12 protein-coding genes are annotated in these 15574 nt (G+C 64.5%); 5 read left to right on the top strand and 7 right to left on the bottom strand.

Annotated features, from left to right (window positions below):
* The first annotated feature begins 46 nt into the window (after nt 1–46).
* Complete coding sequence (locus FQ705_RS09265) at nt 47–1813, top strand: cyclic peptide export ABC transporter (RefSeq protein WP_144139998.1); 1767 nt, start codon at nt 47–49, stop codon at nt 1811–1813.
* 73 nt (nt 1814–1886) lie between these two features.
* Here FQ705_RS09265 and FQ705_RS09260 read toward each other — a convergent pair whose 3' ends face one another.
* The 7 genes from FQ705_RS09260 to FQ705_RS09230 form a co-directional block, all read right to left on the bottom strand.
* The gene (locus FQ705_RS09260) at nt 1887–2918 is read right to left on the bottom strand and encodes an ABC transporter substrate-binding protein (RefSeq protein ID WP_186307817.1); all 1032 of its coding nucleotides are present in this window, start codon (nt 2916–2918) and stop codon (nt 1887–1889) included.
* Between the two features lie 50 nt (nt 2919–2968).
* Nucleotides 2969–3808 (bottom strand): siderophore-iron reductase FhuF, encoded by an 840-nt coding sequence (gene fhuF, locus FQ705_RS09255; protein WP_144139995.1) that lies wholly within the window; start codon nt 3806–3808, stop codon nt 2969–2971.
* On the bottom strand, nt 3805–5913 hold the full coding sequence (gene fhuB / locus FQ705_RS09250) for a Fe(3+)-hydroxamate ABC transporter permease FhuB (protein WP_144139992.1): 2109 nt from the start codon (nt 5911–5913) through the stop codon (nt 3805–3807). Before fhuB ends, fhuF begins: the two co-directional genes overlap by 4 nt.
* Nucleotides 5910–6767, bottom strand: coding sequence for an ABC transporter ATP-binding protein (locus tag FQ705_RS09245; RefSeq protein ID WP_144139989.1), 858 nt, complete (start codon nt 6765–6767; stop codon nt 5910–5912). Before FQ705_RS09245 ends, fhuB begins: the two co-directional genes overlap by 4 nt.
* Nucleotides 6764–7786 carry a TauD/TfdA family dioxygenase gene (locus FQ705_RS09240; protein WP_144139986.1) on the bottom strand — a complete coding sequence of 341 codons (1023 nt, stop codon included), beginning with the start codon at nt 7784–7786 and terminating at the stop codon, nt 6764–6766. The genes FQ705_RS09245 and FQ705_RS09240 overlap by 4 nt, the downstream gene beginning before the upstream one ends.
* Nucleotides 7787–7841: 55 nt before the next feature.
* The gene (locus FQ705_RS09235) at nt 7842–8099 is read right to left on the bottom strand and encodes an MbtH family protein (protein WP_144139983.1); all 258 of its coding nucleotides are present in this window, start codon (nt 8097–8099) and stop codon (nt 7842–7844) included.
* Between the two features lie 141 nt (nt 8100–8240).
* On the bottom strand, nt 8241–8912 hold the full coding sequence (locus FQ705_RS09230) for an RNA polymerase factor sigma-70 (protein ID WP_144139981.1): 672 nt from the start codon (nt 8910–8912) through the stop codon (nt 8241–8243).
* A gap of 427 nt (nt 8913–9339) precedes the next feature.
* Between FQ705_RS09230 and FQ705_RS09225 the strand changes: the two genes are divergently transcribed.
* Genes FQ705_RS09225 through FQ705_RS09210 form a run of 4 tightly spaced genes read left to right on the top strand, consistent with a single transcriptional unit; the run spans nt 9340 to nt 15570 of the window.
* On the top strand, nt 9340–10803 hold the full coding sequence (locus FQ705_RS09225) for an MFS transporter (RefSeq protein ID WP_144139978.1): 1464 nt from the start codon (nt 9340–9342) through the stop codon (nt 10801–10803).
* Nucleotides 10800–12335, top strand: coding sequence for an FGGY family carbohydrate kinase (locus FQ705_RS09220; protein WP_144139975.1), 1536 nt, complete (start codon nt 10800–10802; stop codon nt 12333–12335). Before FQ705_RS09225 ends, FQ705_RS09220 begins: the two co-directional genes overlap by 4 nt.
* A 5-nt stretch (nt 12336–12340) precedes the next feature.
* Complete coding sequence (locus FQ705_RS09215; RefSeq protein WP_144139972.1) at nt 12341–14020, top strand: glycerol-3-phosphate dehydrogenase/oxidase; 1680 nt, start codon at nt 12341–12343, stop codon at nt 14018–14020.
* Complete coding sequence (locus FQ705_RS09210) at nt 14017–15570, top strand: FAD-binding oxidoreductase (RefSeq protein ID WP_144139969.1); 1554 nt, start codon at nt 14017–14019, stop codon at nt 15568–15570. The genes FQ705_RS09215 and FQ705_RS09210 overlap by 4 nt, the downstream gene beginning before the upstream one ends.
* Nucleotides 15571–15574 lie beyond the last annotated feature (4 nt).

Genomic DNA, 15574 nt, shown 5'->3' with positions numbered 1-15574 from the left:
CGCGGCCGTTCGCCGATCCATTGCGACCCACTGCCATTCATTGCCGATGACCGCTGCCAACGAGCGCCACGACGCGCCATCCTCGTCCGCCTCACCCCCTTCCACCGCGCCGGGCAAACCCGCCATGCGCCTGATCGTTGCGCTGCTCAAGCGTTCGCGCGGCGCGTTTGCGATTGCCCTGAGCGCCTGCGTGCTGAACGGCATCGCCAGCGTCTTGCTGGTCGCGACCTTGAGCCGGGCGCTGTCGCAAGCGGGCGTGGCCGATATGTCGCTCGCGTTGCGGTTCGCCTTGTGCGCGGTGATCGCGCTCGTCACGCGAGTGATCACCGGCGTGCTGTTCGCACGGCTGTCACAGGACACCATGGCGCAGTTGCGCGAACACGTTGCCAAACGCGTCGCCGAGGCCGAGTTGCGCGATGTCGAGCGCATCGGCGCGGCGCCCGTGCAGTCGGTACTGACCGACGACGCGACCAACGTCTCGATGCTGTTCTTCGCGCTGCCCAATCTGGTGATGCACGGCTCGATCGTGTTCGGTTGCCTCGGTTACCTGGCGTGGCTGTCGTGGCCGGTGTGCCTGCTGGCGGTGGCGGCGATCCTCGTCGGCTCGTTCGGCTATCACGCCGGCGACAAGCGCGCGATCGCCTCGCTCGAAGCCGCCGGGCGCTCGCAGGACAAACTGTTCGGCTATCTCGGCGCGCTCTTCACCGGCGCCAAGGAACTGAAGCTGCATCAGGCGCGCTCGCGCCAATTCGTCGAGGGCCAGCTCGGCTCGGCAATCGACGAAGTCCGCGATCATCGGCGGCAGGCGTTCAGTGCGTATGCGGTGGGCGTCGGCTGGATCGTGTTTCTCTTCTATGTGTTTTTAGGCGTCGCCGCGTTCTGGCCTGCGCTGGGCGTGCATGCGGATGCGCCGTCGGCGTCGGGTTATGTCGTGGTATTCCTGTTCATGCTGCTGCCGCTCGACGGTTTGCTCAACAATGTGCCGACGCTCAACGCCGCGCGTGTCTCGCTCGACCGGATCGAGAAAGTGATGGCCGAATTCGGCGCGCTGCTCACCGTGCCGCCGCCGGACGAACATGCGTCGCACGAGCCGTATCGAACGCTCACGCTGCGCGATGTCACACATTCGTACTTCCACGAACGCGATGAGCGGATGTTCCGCGTCGGGCCGGTCAACCTGACCTTCAGGCCGGGCGAGCTGGTGTTCATCGTCGGGGGCAACGGCAGCGGCAAGACGACGCTCGCGAAGGTCATCACGGGCCTGTACGAACCCGAGGACGGCACGATCGAACTGGATGGCAAGCCGATTGGCCTGGTGGAGCGAGCCGCGTACCGGCAGCGCTTCACCGCCGTGTTCAACGACTTCCACCTGTTCGATGCCTTGCTCGGCATCGTCGATCCAAACGATGCCTCGCGTGCGCAAGCCGACGCTCGCGCCAACGCGCTGGTGGCGAAGCTCGCGCTGGATCACAAGGTTCAGGTGGTGAACGGCGCGTTCTCGACACGCGCGCTATCGACCGGTCAGCGCAAACGGCTTGCGCTGGTGGTCGCGTATCTGGAAGACCGGCCGTTCTATCTGTTCGACGAATGGGCCGCCGATCAGGACCCGCAGTTCAAGGCGGTGTTTTACGAACAACTGCTACCGGAGTTGCAATCGCGCGGCAAGACGGTGCTGGTCATCAGCCACGACGACCGTTACTTCCATCTCGCAGATCGCGTGTTGAAGCTCGATAACGGCAGCATCGTCAGCGAGACGCAGGGCTCGGCGCAGGTCGTGCGCGATCCGGCGATGGCTAACGGCACCGTGGGATGAAGAGCGGTGATCGACTGAAGCGCCGCGCACATTTGCGGCGCTTCAGCGCGCGGACAGACGAGGCTTGCGCTTTTTACCTGCCGGTATCTGCAGGCGCTGGCAACGCCAGTACAGCGTCGGTCATGGTATCGGCAAGCCGCCACGCCGACATCGGTCCGCCAAAGCCCCAGATGTTGCGCTCGACCAGACCGACGCGTCCCGCACGGCGGGCCGGCACGAAACGCCAGATCGGCGAGTCCAGCTTGCCGGCAAGCGGTACGTCCTTATCCGTTGCGCTGACGAACAACACCGTCAGCTTCGGCTGCTTCAGCAGATCTTCTGAACTCACATAGCCCGTGCCTTCGCGTGTCGCTTCAGGCGGCCAGATGCCGAGGCCGAGCGCCTTCGCGACACCGCCCGCCGTGCTGTTGCCGGTGAACGCCCAATAGCGATCCGGCAAGCCCAGCTCCTGCAACCACGCCACCTGCTCGCCACGGCGACCTGCGTGGGCGAGGCGTTGCGCGTCGCGTGCGAGACCTGCATCGACCCTGGCTTCGACGGCGCGTGCCTGGGCTTCACGCCCGGTCAGGCAGCCGACAGTGCGAAAAATCTTGCGGCCCCAATCGAGTTGCGTGGTGTGGGCGCCGTCGTCGCTCAAGCCTGGACCGTATTGGAACAGCACCGTCGGCGCGATCCGTTCGAGCGCCGCGAAAATCGGCGCATGGCGCAAGCCGACACCGATGATGAGATCCGGTTTGGCCGCCGCGATTGCTTCGAGGCTCGGTTCCTGGCGCGTACCGATATCCGGCACCGAAGCGAGACGCGCATTGTCGTAGCCGATCCAAACCGGGTAGGACCCGGGATCGGCCATGCCGACCGGCGTGATGCCTAGCGCGGCGAGATCTTCGGCGAACATGAATTCGAGTACGACGATGCGCCTGGGCTGCGCGGGCAGCGACGGACTGGCCTGCGAGACGATCGGGTTGTCGGCGGCTGGCGTGCAGGCTCGCGGCTGCATCTGCTCTTGCGTGACCACCGGATCGATCGAAGCGGCCACCTGTACGGCGCCGGTTTGCGCAAACGCGGATACACCGGAGAGTAAAGCGCTCGTCACCGCCGCAGCCATGCAAAGCCGCCTGAAACGGGCCGTGTGTTTCGCGCAGTACCGCGACGGCGTCAAGCCGAGGCCGCCTGCAATGCGATCTGCGCATCGCTCATGGTCAATAGCAGGGGGCAGCGTCCACACAGTTGCGTCTCTCCAGGGATTTCGTAACGTACGCAGCACACACGCCGCGCGCTGAACGGGTTCGGCAGGCTCGCGGCGCGCGGCTTGGCCTGGCGCACGGGCAAGCGTAGCGGATTGGCTTCGCCGGCCGCGTCGAGCGGGCCGAATAACCACGCTGCGTCCCGCGACAAGTCGTATTGCGGCGCGCATTGCTCGAACAGATAGTCGAGCAGATTGCCCGCGTTGCTCCACAAAACCCGCGGCGCGATTTTCGTCATCGCGCACAAGGTCGAGATCACCGTATCGAGATGCTCGACGAGTGGAGCATAAAGGTGCGCGGGATTTTCTTCGAATGGTCGCAGTGCGTCGCGTGCGAGGTGGAGCGCAACGGGCAAGCCATCGCGTAGCACGACGTAAGTGGTGTGCGGCACCATCACGAGCGGTCGACGCAACACGGCCGCGGCCACGAAGCCGGCCGTCGCGGCAAAGCCGAAGTAATACTTGCTCCATTGCGATAGCAGCGCACGAGCATGCGTCTCACGCTCGCCGCCATAGAGCGTCACCATCGCGTCGAGTAGCACGTTGCGATGCTGACCCAACTCCGCGACGGGGATTGCGATCGTGCGACCGGTATCGTCGAGAAGCGTCGGTTCGTCCATCGGACCCGGTTCGCCGAGCCACACGTGCTCGAGATAATGTGCGATCGACTCCGGCGCAAAGGCCGCGAAACAGCGGGCGGTCTCGTTGGGCGCGGAGGCATCGAGCCAGACGGGGTCCGCGTGGCAGGTCATCGCTTGCCCCGCTTTTCGCGCCTTGCCTCCACGATCAGCAGCGCGAGCAAATACGGCGCGCCGATCAACGCGGTCAGCACACCCGCTGGAATTTCGCGTGGCGCCAGCAGCGTGCGCGCACCGATGTCGGCGGCCACCAGCACCAACCCGCCGCACGCGGCCGCCAACCACAAACGCGTTCGATGCGCACGTGCACCCAACATCGACGCGAGATGCGGCGCCATCAAACCAATGAAGCCCACCGGTCCCACCGCGGCCACCGCGGCACACGCAGCCAGCGTTGCGACGGCCAGCACTAGCGGGCGCAACACGCCGATCGGCAAACCGAGCGCGGCGGCCTGGTCGTCGCCCAAAGCGAGCAGATCGAGCGGACGGGCCAGCAACGCAAACACGGGCAAGGCGAGCGCGCACCACGGCAGCAACGTCGTCACTTCGCCCCAATTGCGCCCATAGGTGCCGCCCACCAGCCACACCACGAAGCGCGCGGGCTGCACGCTTTGCTGCGTGATGAGCCATTGCGACAGCGTCGTCCACAGCGTCCCGATCACGATGCCGGTAAGCGCAACTGCCAATGGCGCGTACCGATGCTTGCGGTTCAACAGCAGCGTCGAAACTAGCGTTACGCCGCCGCCCACGAGCGATGCCAGCGCCAGCGTCGAATGCGAGGCAAGCGGCCACACCACCAGCGCCGCGAGCGTGGCGAAACCCGCGCCTTGCGTCACTCCGAGCACTTCAGGACCTGCGAGCGGATTGCGCACGATACTCTGCATCAGCACGCCGCTCGCGGCAAGCAAAGCGCCCGCCAGCAACGCGCAGATCAGGCGCGGCAGCCGCAAATCGACCAGCATCCGCGCAAGCGCATCACGCTGATCGAGCACGGCCAGCCAGCGATGCCAGCCGATCGTGGTCGGCCCAAACGACGCGCCTGCGACGACGATCACGACCGCGAGCACGCTCAGGACTGTTGCCGTCAGCGGCCAGGGCCACGCTTCGAGCCTCCGCACGAGACGTGTACCGGTACGCGTCACCCGGCGTTCTTCGCCTGCATGCAAGGCGCCCGACCATGCAGCGCCGCCGCGGATCATCGCGAGCATCAGCGGCGTGCCGACGAAGGCAATCGCCACGCCTGTGGAAAGCGTCGCATCGAGATCGAGTGCCTGTACGGCGCTATCGGTGACGAGCACCAGCGCGCCGCCCACCAACGCGGACAACGGCACCAGCGCGGCGAGGCGCGAGGCTTTCGCACCACGCATCTGCCGCAACAGGTTCGGCGCAATCAGCCCGACATACGACAGCGGTCCTGCCACACTCACCGCGACACTCGCGAAACCGACCGCGACCACGAGCGCCGCGAGTCGCGTGGCATCGACGCGCACGCCGGCGGCAGCCGCCGCGTCGTCGCCGAGCGCGAGCGGATCGAGCGGACGAATCACGAACGGCAAGGCGATCAACGGAACGATGAGCCAGCTGGCGGCGACCTTCAGTCCGGCGGCGCCAGGTTGATAGAGACTACCGCTCGCCCACAACGACACGCCGACGATGCTCTGCTCGAAGAACGCGAGAATCAACGTAGTCAATGCAGAGAACAGCAGCATGCAGACGCTGCCTGCCAGCACGAGTCGCAACGGCGTCGCGCGCCAGCCGCCGGCTGCAGCGGACACGCATGCCGCCGCACCGAGCCCGCATGCAAACAGCAGCGGCACGGAAGCCACGCCCGCCAGCGACGGCACGAGCATTGCCGCAAGCAAGCCCAGTTGCGCGCCGCCGGTGATGCCGAGCAAATCAGGCGACGCCAGCGGATTGCGCGTGAGCGACTGGAACAATGCGCCCGCCACGGCAAGGCAAGCGCCTGCCACCAGCGCGGCGAGCACGCGCGGCACGCTCAGGTCGAATAGAAGAATGCTCGCCAGTTGCGCCGCGTCGCTGCGGGCGGGCGCGATGAGCCACGCATGCAAGCCGGGCGCGAGACGCAACGCGCTAACCACGGAGATCAAAGCGACCAGCGCCGCGCCTATCGCTCCGGCCCGGTTGCTCGCGGCCGCACGGTTGCCCGTAATCGAAGGCGTATCGCGGCGCAGGCGTTTGCGCGCGGCAAGCGTCGTCATGCGGCGAGGCCCTTGCTGGTCGTGGCTTCACCACGCCTATCGTACGCCGCGAGGTCGCTGCTTTCGTACGCGGGCACGCACATGGGCGCTCCGGTTTGCGGATGCGCGATCTTCAGCATCGGCACGCTGAACGTCTCGTTCAGATGATGCGGGTCGAGCATTGCATCCGGCGAGCCTTGCGCGATGATCCGCCCGGCCCGCATCAATACGATCTCGTCGCTATAGGCCGCCGCCTGATTCAGGTCGTGCAGCACCCACACGATCGTCAGGCCACGCTCGCGGTTCAGGCGCCGCAGTTCGCGCAAGATGTCCAGTTGATGATGGATGTCGAGATAGGTGGTGGGCTCGTCGAGCAGGACGATCGGCGCCTGTTGCGCGAGCGCCATCGCAATCCATGCGCGTTGCCGCTCGCCACCCGAAAGCGCGCCGACGTCGCGGGCGGCGTCGCCGGCAAGACCGCTGGTGACGAGCGCTTCGTCGATCGCCGCGTGGTCCGCGCGAGACATGCCGCGCAGCCAGCCGCCGTGCGCATAACGGCCATATGCCACCAGTTCGCGCACCGTCAAGCCGGCGGGAATCTGGTTGAATTGCGCGAGCATGGTGAGCGTGCGGGCCAGCTGTCGGCGGCGATACGAAGCGAGCGGCCTGCCGTCGACTTCGATCGTGCCGGAGCGCGACGGCTGCAAGCCGGCGAATGTGCGCAACAACGTACTCTTGCCGCAGCCGTTCGGTCCGCACAATGCCGTGATGCGTCCGGCGGCGATGCGGAGGTCGAGATCGTGCAGCACGACGTGATCGCGATAGCCGACCGTCAGCGAATGCGCCGCGAGTGCCGCGCCCTGCGCGTGCATCATTGCGCAGCCGTCCGTTGTTCGCCGCCCGCTTCGCTATAGCTGCGCGCCATCGCGACCACCACCTTGCGCGGCCCTTCGAACGGATCGCGGGCGTGCGCGGTGAGCATGTTGTCGAGCATCAGCACGTCGCCGCCCAGCCAGGGAAACACGATGCGCTGCTGATCGAGCACGCCGCGAATTTCTGCGAGCGCGTCGGCTTCGAGCGGTTCGCCGTCGCCGTAATAGACATTGCGTGGCACGCTTTCGAGCCCGACGGTGTCGATCAGCGCTTCCTGCATGTCCTCATCGAGCGATGACAGATGGAACAGGTGCGCCTGATTGAACCAGACCGGTTCTCCTGTACGCGGATGGCGGGACACCGCCTGGCAACGTTCACGCGTGCGCAGCAGCCGCTCACCGTCTTCGCTGTCGCGCCACTCGCATTCGATGCCACGCGTGCGGCAAATCTGTTCGACGACACGCGGATCGTCCGAGCCGAACGCGGTCTCCCACGGCAGATCGAGCCCTTGCCCGAAGTTGCGCACGTAGAGCAGTTCACGTTTGGCAAAGCGTTCGACCAGTGCCGGATTCAGCGCACGATAAATCGCGCGGCTATCGGCGATCGGCGTCGCGCCGCCGGCACGCGCGGCGAGTGCGCAATGAAACCAGATCCGCAGCGGCCATTCGCGCGTGTACGACTGCTCGTTATGCAGCGGAATCGAGCGATGCGGCGGATATTCGGTGGACGTGTAGACCGCGCCCTCCACCTGGCTACGCGGCGTCGAAGCAAACTCATAACCAATCAACGGATGCCCGAACGAGCCGGCGAAACTTTGGAAGGCATCGATCGAGGCCACGCGAAAGCCGGTGAATAGCACACCGCCGGCGCGCTCCAGTTTCTCGTCGACGATCCTGCGCAGCAACGGCGCCGCTTCTTCCAGCGACATGTCCGCGCCCGCTCGCGGCGAGACGACCGTCGGCAAGCCCGGCTCGATCGACAGATCGGCGAGCGTGGGCGGCGGCATCGAAACCATGGTCATACGAAGTCCTCTTGCAGAATCGGCGTGGCCCGACGCGGTGCCGGGCACGCCCGGATTACGCGGCGCGCGCCTTGGCGGCGACCTCGTCCATATGACGGCGCAGGCTCGCCGGGCGCATATCGATCCACACGGTTTCGATGTGCGCGAGACACCCGGCCTTCGGACCGCTCACGCCGACTTCATGCCAGCCTGCGGGCACCGGGCGGAACGTCGGCCAGATCGAGTACTGCTCTTCGTCGTTGATGACCACGGTGTAGACGAGGTCGTCCGCCTCGCCTGCTGCCAGGGCGGCGGTGTGCTGTGCTTGCGTCATGATGAAGGGCTCTGTCGAAGAAGGATCGGAATGGGACGGGACGAATGCAGACGCGTGTCCCGGCGTCGCGGCTCGGCGCGGCTGCAGGTAAATTGCCGGCGCGTCGCCTCTATTAAGTTGACGTTTGCCGCGTCCGCTTTTTTACCGGCGACGCGCGCGGCCGCTGCAGAACGCAGGACGGGCCACACCGCGATTGCACGCATCGAGGCAATCCGCGCAATGCTGTTCCGCGTCGCGCACCATGAAGTGCACCAGCGTCTGCGAGACATCGAGTGCACGCGCCGTGCTTTGCAGCGTTTCCTCGCGCAGGCGCACCATTTCGAAAGCGGCGCGGCTGCGCGGCGGCAGTTGTTCGAGCGCGTGGTAGACGTGCCGCAACGTGTCGCGCACGAGCAGCGCCGCTTCGGGTGACGGCTCGGGCGAAGGCACGTGCAAGCCGTCGTCCTCGTCGGCGTGATAGGTGCTTTCCAGGTTCTGGCGGCGGAATGCGTCGATCGACGCGTTGCGCACCATGCGCGTCACGTAGGCGACCGGCTGGCGCACCGCATCCTGATCGGGAAAGTCGACGAGCTTGATGAAGACATCGTGCACCACGTCTTCCGCAAGGCTCGCGCAGCCGACGAAACCACGCGCCAGGTTGACGAGCATGCGGCGGTTGTCGATCAGCACGTCGAGCAAGGCACCCTTTTGCCAATCGACCGCGCGACTCTGACTGCGCGCGCGTCGTGGCGTGGCCGAATGGGCGGTGCCCGGACTGAGAACCGATACCGGCATCGCTGTGGAAGACACCTGCCGGACGAGCACCTCAGTCATAGATTCGCTCCGTTTTTTCAAAAGATAGGGCGCCAATCTATCGTAAACGCGAATCATTCTCAATCAACAATTACCATGACCTTACAAGCCCCGATAGCTTTGTATGATCAATTCAATCGGCATGACGTTGTCGATCAATGTTTGGCAGAAGCGTATGAGGCAGGCCGAATATTGTTAGTCATCCGTATTGTTTAGGCCTTGCTGGGTTCTCACAGCAAGCCTGCGCAATAGTGGAAATCCCTGCCTCGTTTTCAGGGCGGCGCGCGCGATGCTTCGCGTGAGAATGCTTGACACATTGGAGGTCGCATCATAAAGTCTGCCCTGCAGATCTAGATAAGAGACTATCTGTAAGATGGTCTCTTGCGCGTAAACGATTTGCATCGCGAACAGCACCGGCCTCTTACAGAAAAACTAAAGGAGACCGATTGTGCAGACAGTCGCGCTTAAGATTCGTGGCATCGACGATGTCATTTCGTTCATCGACTCATGTTCAGGCATTCCCGGTCGAGCCGGCCTTATCTGGTGGCTTGCACTCGGCGGATTGTTTCTCGACGCGTTCTCCAATTCAGCTTTAAGCGCGGGCCTCGGGCCCATGACGCGAGATCTCCATCTCGGCGCGCCTCAAATCGCGCTCATGACGTCGTTTGCATCGTGGGTCGCAATTGCCTTCAATCCGATCGGCGGCTGGATGGCCGACCGCTGGGGCCGCATTCGTCCTTTGGTGCTGGCCAAATTCCTCGCCGTGATCGGCGCGGTGCTGGTGGTATTCGCACCGGGCTTCGAAGTCATTCTCGCGGGACGCTTCTTCGTCGGCATGGCCTACGGTATCGATTTCGCGATTGCAATGGCGATGCTCGCCGAATTCACGCCCGTCAAACTGAAGAGCCGCCTCAATGCGTGGCAGGGCATGTGGTACACCGCCGTCTGCTCGAACCTGCTGCTCGCGTTGCTGTTTAACTCATGGCATGTGGGCGATTCGATCTGGCGATACTCCGTGGCCGCGACGGCGCTCTTCGGCATCGCGATCCTCGTGCTGCAGCTGGTGTTTCTGGTCGAAAGCCCAATCTGGCTCGCGCGTAAAGAGCGGCTTGGCGAAGCCGCTACGTCGATGAGTCGCATCTACGGGCGCACGTTCGTCGCCGCACCGGTTGAAGAACGCGTGCCTGTGCTGAACCAGGCCAGGCGCGGACTCGCCAATGTGATGCTGATCTTCCGCGGCATCTATCTGCCACGCACTCTTCTGGCGGCCACCGTTCAGGTCGGGCAGTCCATTCAGTACTTCGCGATCGGCTGGTATCTGCCGCTCATCAGTGCCGCCCTGTTCGGCAAAGACTTTATCTATGCAACGCTGGGCGCGCTGCTATTCAACGTGTTCGGCATCTTCGGCGGGTTCATGTCCCCGGCCATCGGCAAGCGCTTCGGTTTGCGGCGCGCGTCGGCCTTCGGCTTCGCGGCGGTCTTCGTGATGCTGCTCGTGCTGGGCCTGTTCGGCTCGAAGATGCCACTGTGGCTCGCGGTCATCGTGCCCTCGCTCTTCATTCTGTTCCACTCGTCGGGCCCCGGCGCCAATGGCAAGAGTCTGTCGTCGCTGTCGTTCCGCAGCGAGATTCGCGCGGGCGCGAACGGCGTGATCGGCGCGCTCGGCTCGATCGGCGCGGCGTTGGGCCTGCTGGTGTTCCCGCTCTTTCGGGAACACTACGGTCTCGACAAAACCTTCCTGATCCTCGCGATCGTGCCGCTGGTGGCAAGCGTGATCTGTTTCGTCATCAAGTGGGACCCGACGCGTACCGCGATTACGCCCGACAACGAACCCGACGCGCCCCAATTCGAGGGCGATGCGGACGAGGTATCGGTATTCATGAACCCGGCAATCGAAAAATCCCAGCGATGACCAGTAATCGAAACGTTATTCTCTCGATCGACGAAGGGACTTCCGGCACGCGAGCGGCCGTCGTGGCCGCCGACGGGCAGGTTTCCTGTCTCACGTATCAGCCGCTTCGGGTGGATAGCCCGCGGCCCGGTGTCGTCGAGCAGGACGCGAACGTCATTCTCGAGAAGACCATCGCGGTGTGCCGCGAAACGCTCGCGCGCGCGGCCAACGAACGGTTGAACGTGGTCGCGCTGGCCATCGCAACGCAACGCGCCACGGCCGTGCTATGGGACACTCGCACGGGCCGCGCACTCGTGCCCGCGATGGTCTGGCAGGACACACGCCACGCCGGCGAACTGGACCTGCTCGCGCAAGCGTGGGACCGTACGCTGATCGAACGTGTGGGTCGGCCGGTGGGCGTGCGCTCGCCCTATCTGTGGGCCGTCCATCATCTGCAGACGACACCCGCGGTGATGCTCGCGAATCGCGAGCGCCGCCTCGCCTTCGGAACGATCGACACGTGGCTGCTGTGGCATCTCTCCACCGAACGCGCGTGCGTGACCACGCCGACCAATGCGACGTCGGCGAGCGCCTATCTGCTCGACGAACATCGTTACTGCCTCGACTGGATCGACACGCTCGGATTTCCGCAATCGCTCCTGCCGGAGCTTCGTCAGGACGCGGATCAATTCGGCCGAACCCGCGCGGAGATACTCGGTATCGACGTGCCGATTCTGGCCTGCGCGGGCGATCAATTAGCAGGTGCAGTGGGACTCGGCTGTCTCGATCGCGGCCAGTCGATGTGTGTGCACGGCACGGGTAGCTTCGTCGATCTGCTAGTCGGCACACAAGTGCCGGCCGCGACCGAGACCTCGCACGATGGCACCTTGACCATGACCGCGCGGCGTCAGCATGGCGTCTCGCACTTTTCGCTCGAAACCTTCGTCGCGACGACCGGCTCCGCGCTGAACTGGATCTGCGAGAAATTGCACTGGTTCGACAATCCCGCGCAAATCAGCACGCTCGCCGCGAGCGTCGATTCCTCGCGCGGTGTCACCTTCCTGCCCGCCTTGACCGGCCTGCGCGTGCCACAGTTGCAACCCAACGCACGCGCATCGCTGTCGGGCATTTCCATCGCCACCACGCAAGCTGAGATCGCCTACGCGATTCTCGAAGGCATCGCGCATTCGGTCGCCTTGTGCATCGATGCAAACAAGGCCATCGCGGATGTCGAGGCGTCCGAACTGGTGGTCGGCGGCGGACTGTCGGGTAGCGACACGTTGCTACAAATCCAGGCCGATCTGAGCGGCATGCCGGTGCGGCGCATGCATGAAAGCGATCGTGCGAGCCTGCGCGGCGCGGCGTTTCTTGCCGGTTCGTCGGGCTTGCTGTGGGATTCGCTGCAACACGCGCGCACCACCACCGTCACCGACGCGGTGTTCGAACCGTCGGCGCGATCCGCCGCGCGCGACAAGCGGCGTACGGCATGGCAGGCAAGGGTCGAGGCGGAACTCGTCCACGCAAGTGCATTCGATATTGGTAGTGGGGACTGAAAAATATGTTGTTTATTCCATCCAGAAAGGCCTCGAAAGAACGCGCGGAGATGACCGGTACCGAGCCGTTGCGCATGGTGCGCACCGAGCAACTCGACCGGCTCGGCAGCGAGGCATTCGACATCGTCATCGTGGGCGGCGGCGTGACCGGCGCTTACGCGGCGCTCGACGCAAGCCTGCGCGGTTATCGCGTGGCGCTGCTGGAAAAGAGCGATTTCGCCTCGGGCACGTCGTCCAAATCGTCGAAGATGGTGCATGGCGGTTTGCGTTATATCGAGCAAGGCAATCTCGGACTCGTGCGTCATTCGCTGCTGGAGCGGCAACGTTTGCGGCGCAATGCACGGCATCTCGTACAACGTCTGCCGTTTCTGTTTCCTGTTATGGAAAAGGACGGCGTGTTCGACAAGCGCCTCGCCAAGGCCTTCGAAAGTCTGCTGTGGACCTATGACATTGCCGGCGGCTGGCGTGAAGGCATCCTGCATCAGAAGCTGAGCAAAGCCGAAGTTCTTTCGCACTGCCCCACTTTCAACGAAGAGAACCTCACCGGCGGCTTCATGTATTTCGATGCCCGCGTCGACGATGCACGCCTCACGCTGAATCTCGCGCGCACGGCGGCCTTTCACGGCGCGGCGGTGGTCAATCACGCGAAGGCCGTGGACATCACACGCAGCGGCAACGGCAAGGTCGACGGCGTGATCGTGCAGGCCGACGGCCGCGAGATTCGCGTACGTGCGGGCGTCGTAGTAATGGCGACCGGCGTGTGGCTGCGCGACTGGAACGGCCGCAAGAAAGACGACCCGGCGGGTTTGCAGATCCGCCCCGCGAAAGGCGTGCACGTCGCGATTCCATGGCTGAAGATCCGCAACGATTGCACGGTGACGATTCCCGTACCGGGCCGCAGCCGCCGCGCGACCATCACGCGCTGGGGCAACGTCTCCTATCTAGGCACCACCGACGAAGACTATCGCGGCAATCTCGACGACGTGTGCTGCACGCGCCAGGAACTCGACTTCCTGATCGAAGGCGCGCGCTCGGCCTTGAAAACCGATCTATGCGCCGAAGACGCGGTGGGCAGCATCGCCGGTTGTCGTCCACTGGTCGGGCCGGCTGGCGGCAAGACGCTGGAAATGAAGCGCAATCATGAAATCCATATCGCGCCGGACGGCCTCGTCACGATCGTCGGCGGCAAGCTGACGACCTCGCGCCACATGGCCGAGCAGACCATCGACGCCGCGCAGAAGGTGATCGGCAAACGTGCGAAATGCCGCACCAAGTCAGCGTATCTGCTCGGCGCGGCCGGCTACGACTCTCAGGCCATCGTCGCCTCGGGCGGTTTGTCGGCGCAACTCGGCGAGCGCTATGGCACGGAAGCGCGCTTCGTTACGGACATTCTCGAAAGCGATGCAAGCCTGCTCAAGCCGATCGTGGAAGACCTGCCGTACACCGAAGCCGAAGTGGTCTATGCCGTGCGCCACGAACTCGCCTGCAGCGTCGACGACGTGTTGTCGCGCCGCATCCGCGCCCGTCTGATGGCGCGCGATGCTTCGGCCCGCGCCGCCGCGCGCGTCGGCGAAATTTTACGGACGGAGCTCGGCTTGCCCGAAGCGGTCGTCGCTAAACAGGTGAGCGACTACGTCGCCGCCGTCCAGCATGAAAAGTCTGTTCTTATGGGAGAAACCGAATGATCAGCAAGGAAGCCGTCAAGCGTGGCTATAACCGTGGCAACTACATTGTCGGCGCGCACACGCCGCCAGCCTACGCGGCTACCATCAAGGAGATCGCCGGCGAAGCCGGTCTGCAACGCGACCCGGTCAAGGTAAGCGCGCAACAGATCGATGCCCTGCGCGCCGTCGCCGATGAAGTGCTCACGCAAACCGCCGACGTAGTGATCTGGACGCGCGACTGGTGGGCCGCCTCGATGGTGACCGAGACCGGCGGCAAGCCGGCCACACCGAACGGTGTGATCGTGCGCGTCTCGACAGTCGAACAGATTCAGGCGGTGATGCGCATTGCCAACGCAGCCGCGATTCCGGTGACGGTGTCGGCCGGCCGCAGCAACGTGACGGGCGCGGCATTGCCGGTGCGCGGCGGTATCGTGCTGGACGTGTGCGAGTTGAATCGTATGCTCGGCTTCGACCGCGAGAGCCAGATCGTCGAAGTCGAAGCGGGCATGTTCGGCGACATCTTCGAAGAAACGATCCAGCGCGACTACGGCATGACGATGGGCCACTGGCCGTCGTCGTATGCGATCAGTACGGTCGGCGGCTGGGTCGCCTGCCGCGGCGCGGGCCAACTGTCGACGCGCTACGGCAAGATCGAAGACATGGTGTTCGGCATGGACGTGGTGCTCGCCGACGGCAGCCTCGTCACCGTGGGCGGCTATTCGCGCGCGGCGCTCGGGCCGGACTTGCAGCAGTTGTTCATCGGCTCCGAAGGCACGCTCGGGGTAATCGTGCGCGTGCGTCTGAAGCTGCATCGTCTGCCGGATTATGGCCGCGCAATTGCCTACGGTTTCAAGACGTTTGCGATCGGTCTCGAAGCCTGCCGTCAGATCATGCAGCAAGGCGCGAATCCGGCGGCCTTGCGTCTGTATGACGAACTCGAAAGCGGCGTGCAGTTCGGCTTGCCCGCATCGAACGTGCTGCTCGTCGCCGACGAAGGCGCACGCGAGATGGTCGAAGCCGTGCTCACGATCAGCGAGCGCGTCTGCGCCGGGTTGGGCGAGCAGCTGGACGACAAGGTCATCTTCGAGAAGTGGCTCGACACGCGCTACCTCACCGGCAAGAGCGCGGAAGGCTTCATGCGCAGCCCCGGCTTCGTGGCCGACACGCTGGAGATGGTGGGCCCGTGGAAAGACCTGCCGGGCATCTACACCGACGTGGTCAAGGCGATCAACGCCGTGCCGGGCACGCTGGCCGGTTCGGCGCATCAATCGCATGCTTATGTGGACGGCGCGTGTTTGTATTTCTCGCTGCGCGGCGAAGTCGACGTGGAGAATCGCGCGAAGTGGTATCGCGCCGCGTGGGACGCCGCGAACGCCGTGCTCATCAAATACAATGCGGCGTTGAGCCACCATCACGGCGTCGGCCTGCTGCGCGCGCCGTATATGAGCGAATCGCTCGGTAGCGCATTCCCCGTTCTCGAGGCCGTCAAACGCACGCTCGACCCGAAGAACATTCTCAATCCCGGCAAGCTTGGCCTGACCGACGAGCAAGCTCACGACGTGAAGCAGTAATCAT

The sequence above is a fragment of the Paraburkholderia sp. BCC1884 genome (assembly GCF_900996225.1).
In the GTDB taxonomy this organism is placed as follows: domain Bacteria; phylum Pseudomonadota; class Gammaproteobacteria; order Burkholderiales; family Burkholderiaceae; genus Paraburkholderia.
This window is presented reverse-complemented; position numbering and strand designations above follow the sequence as displayed.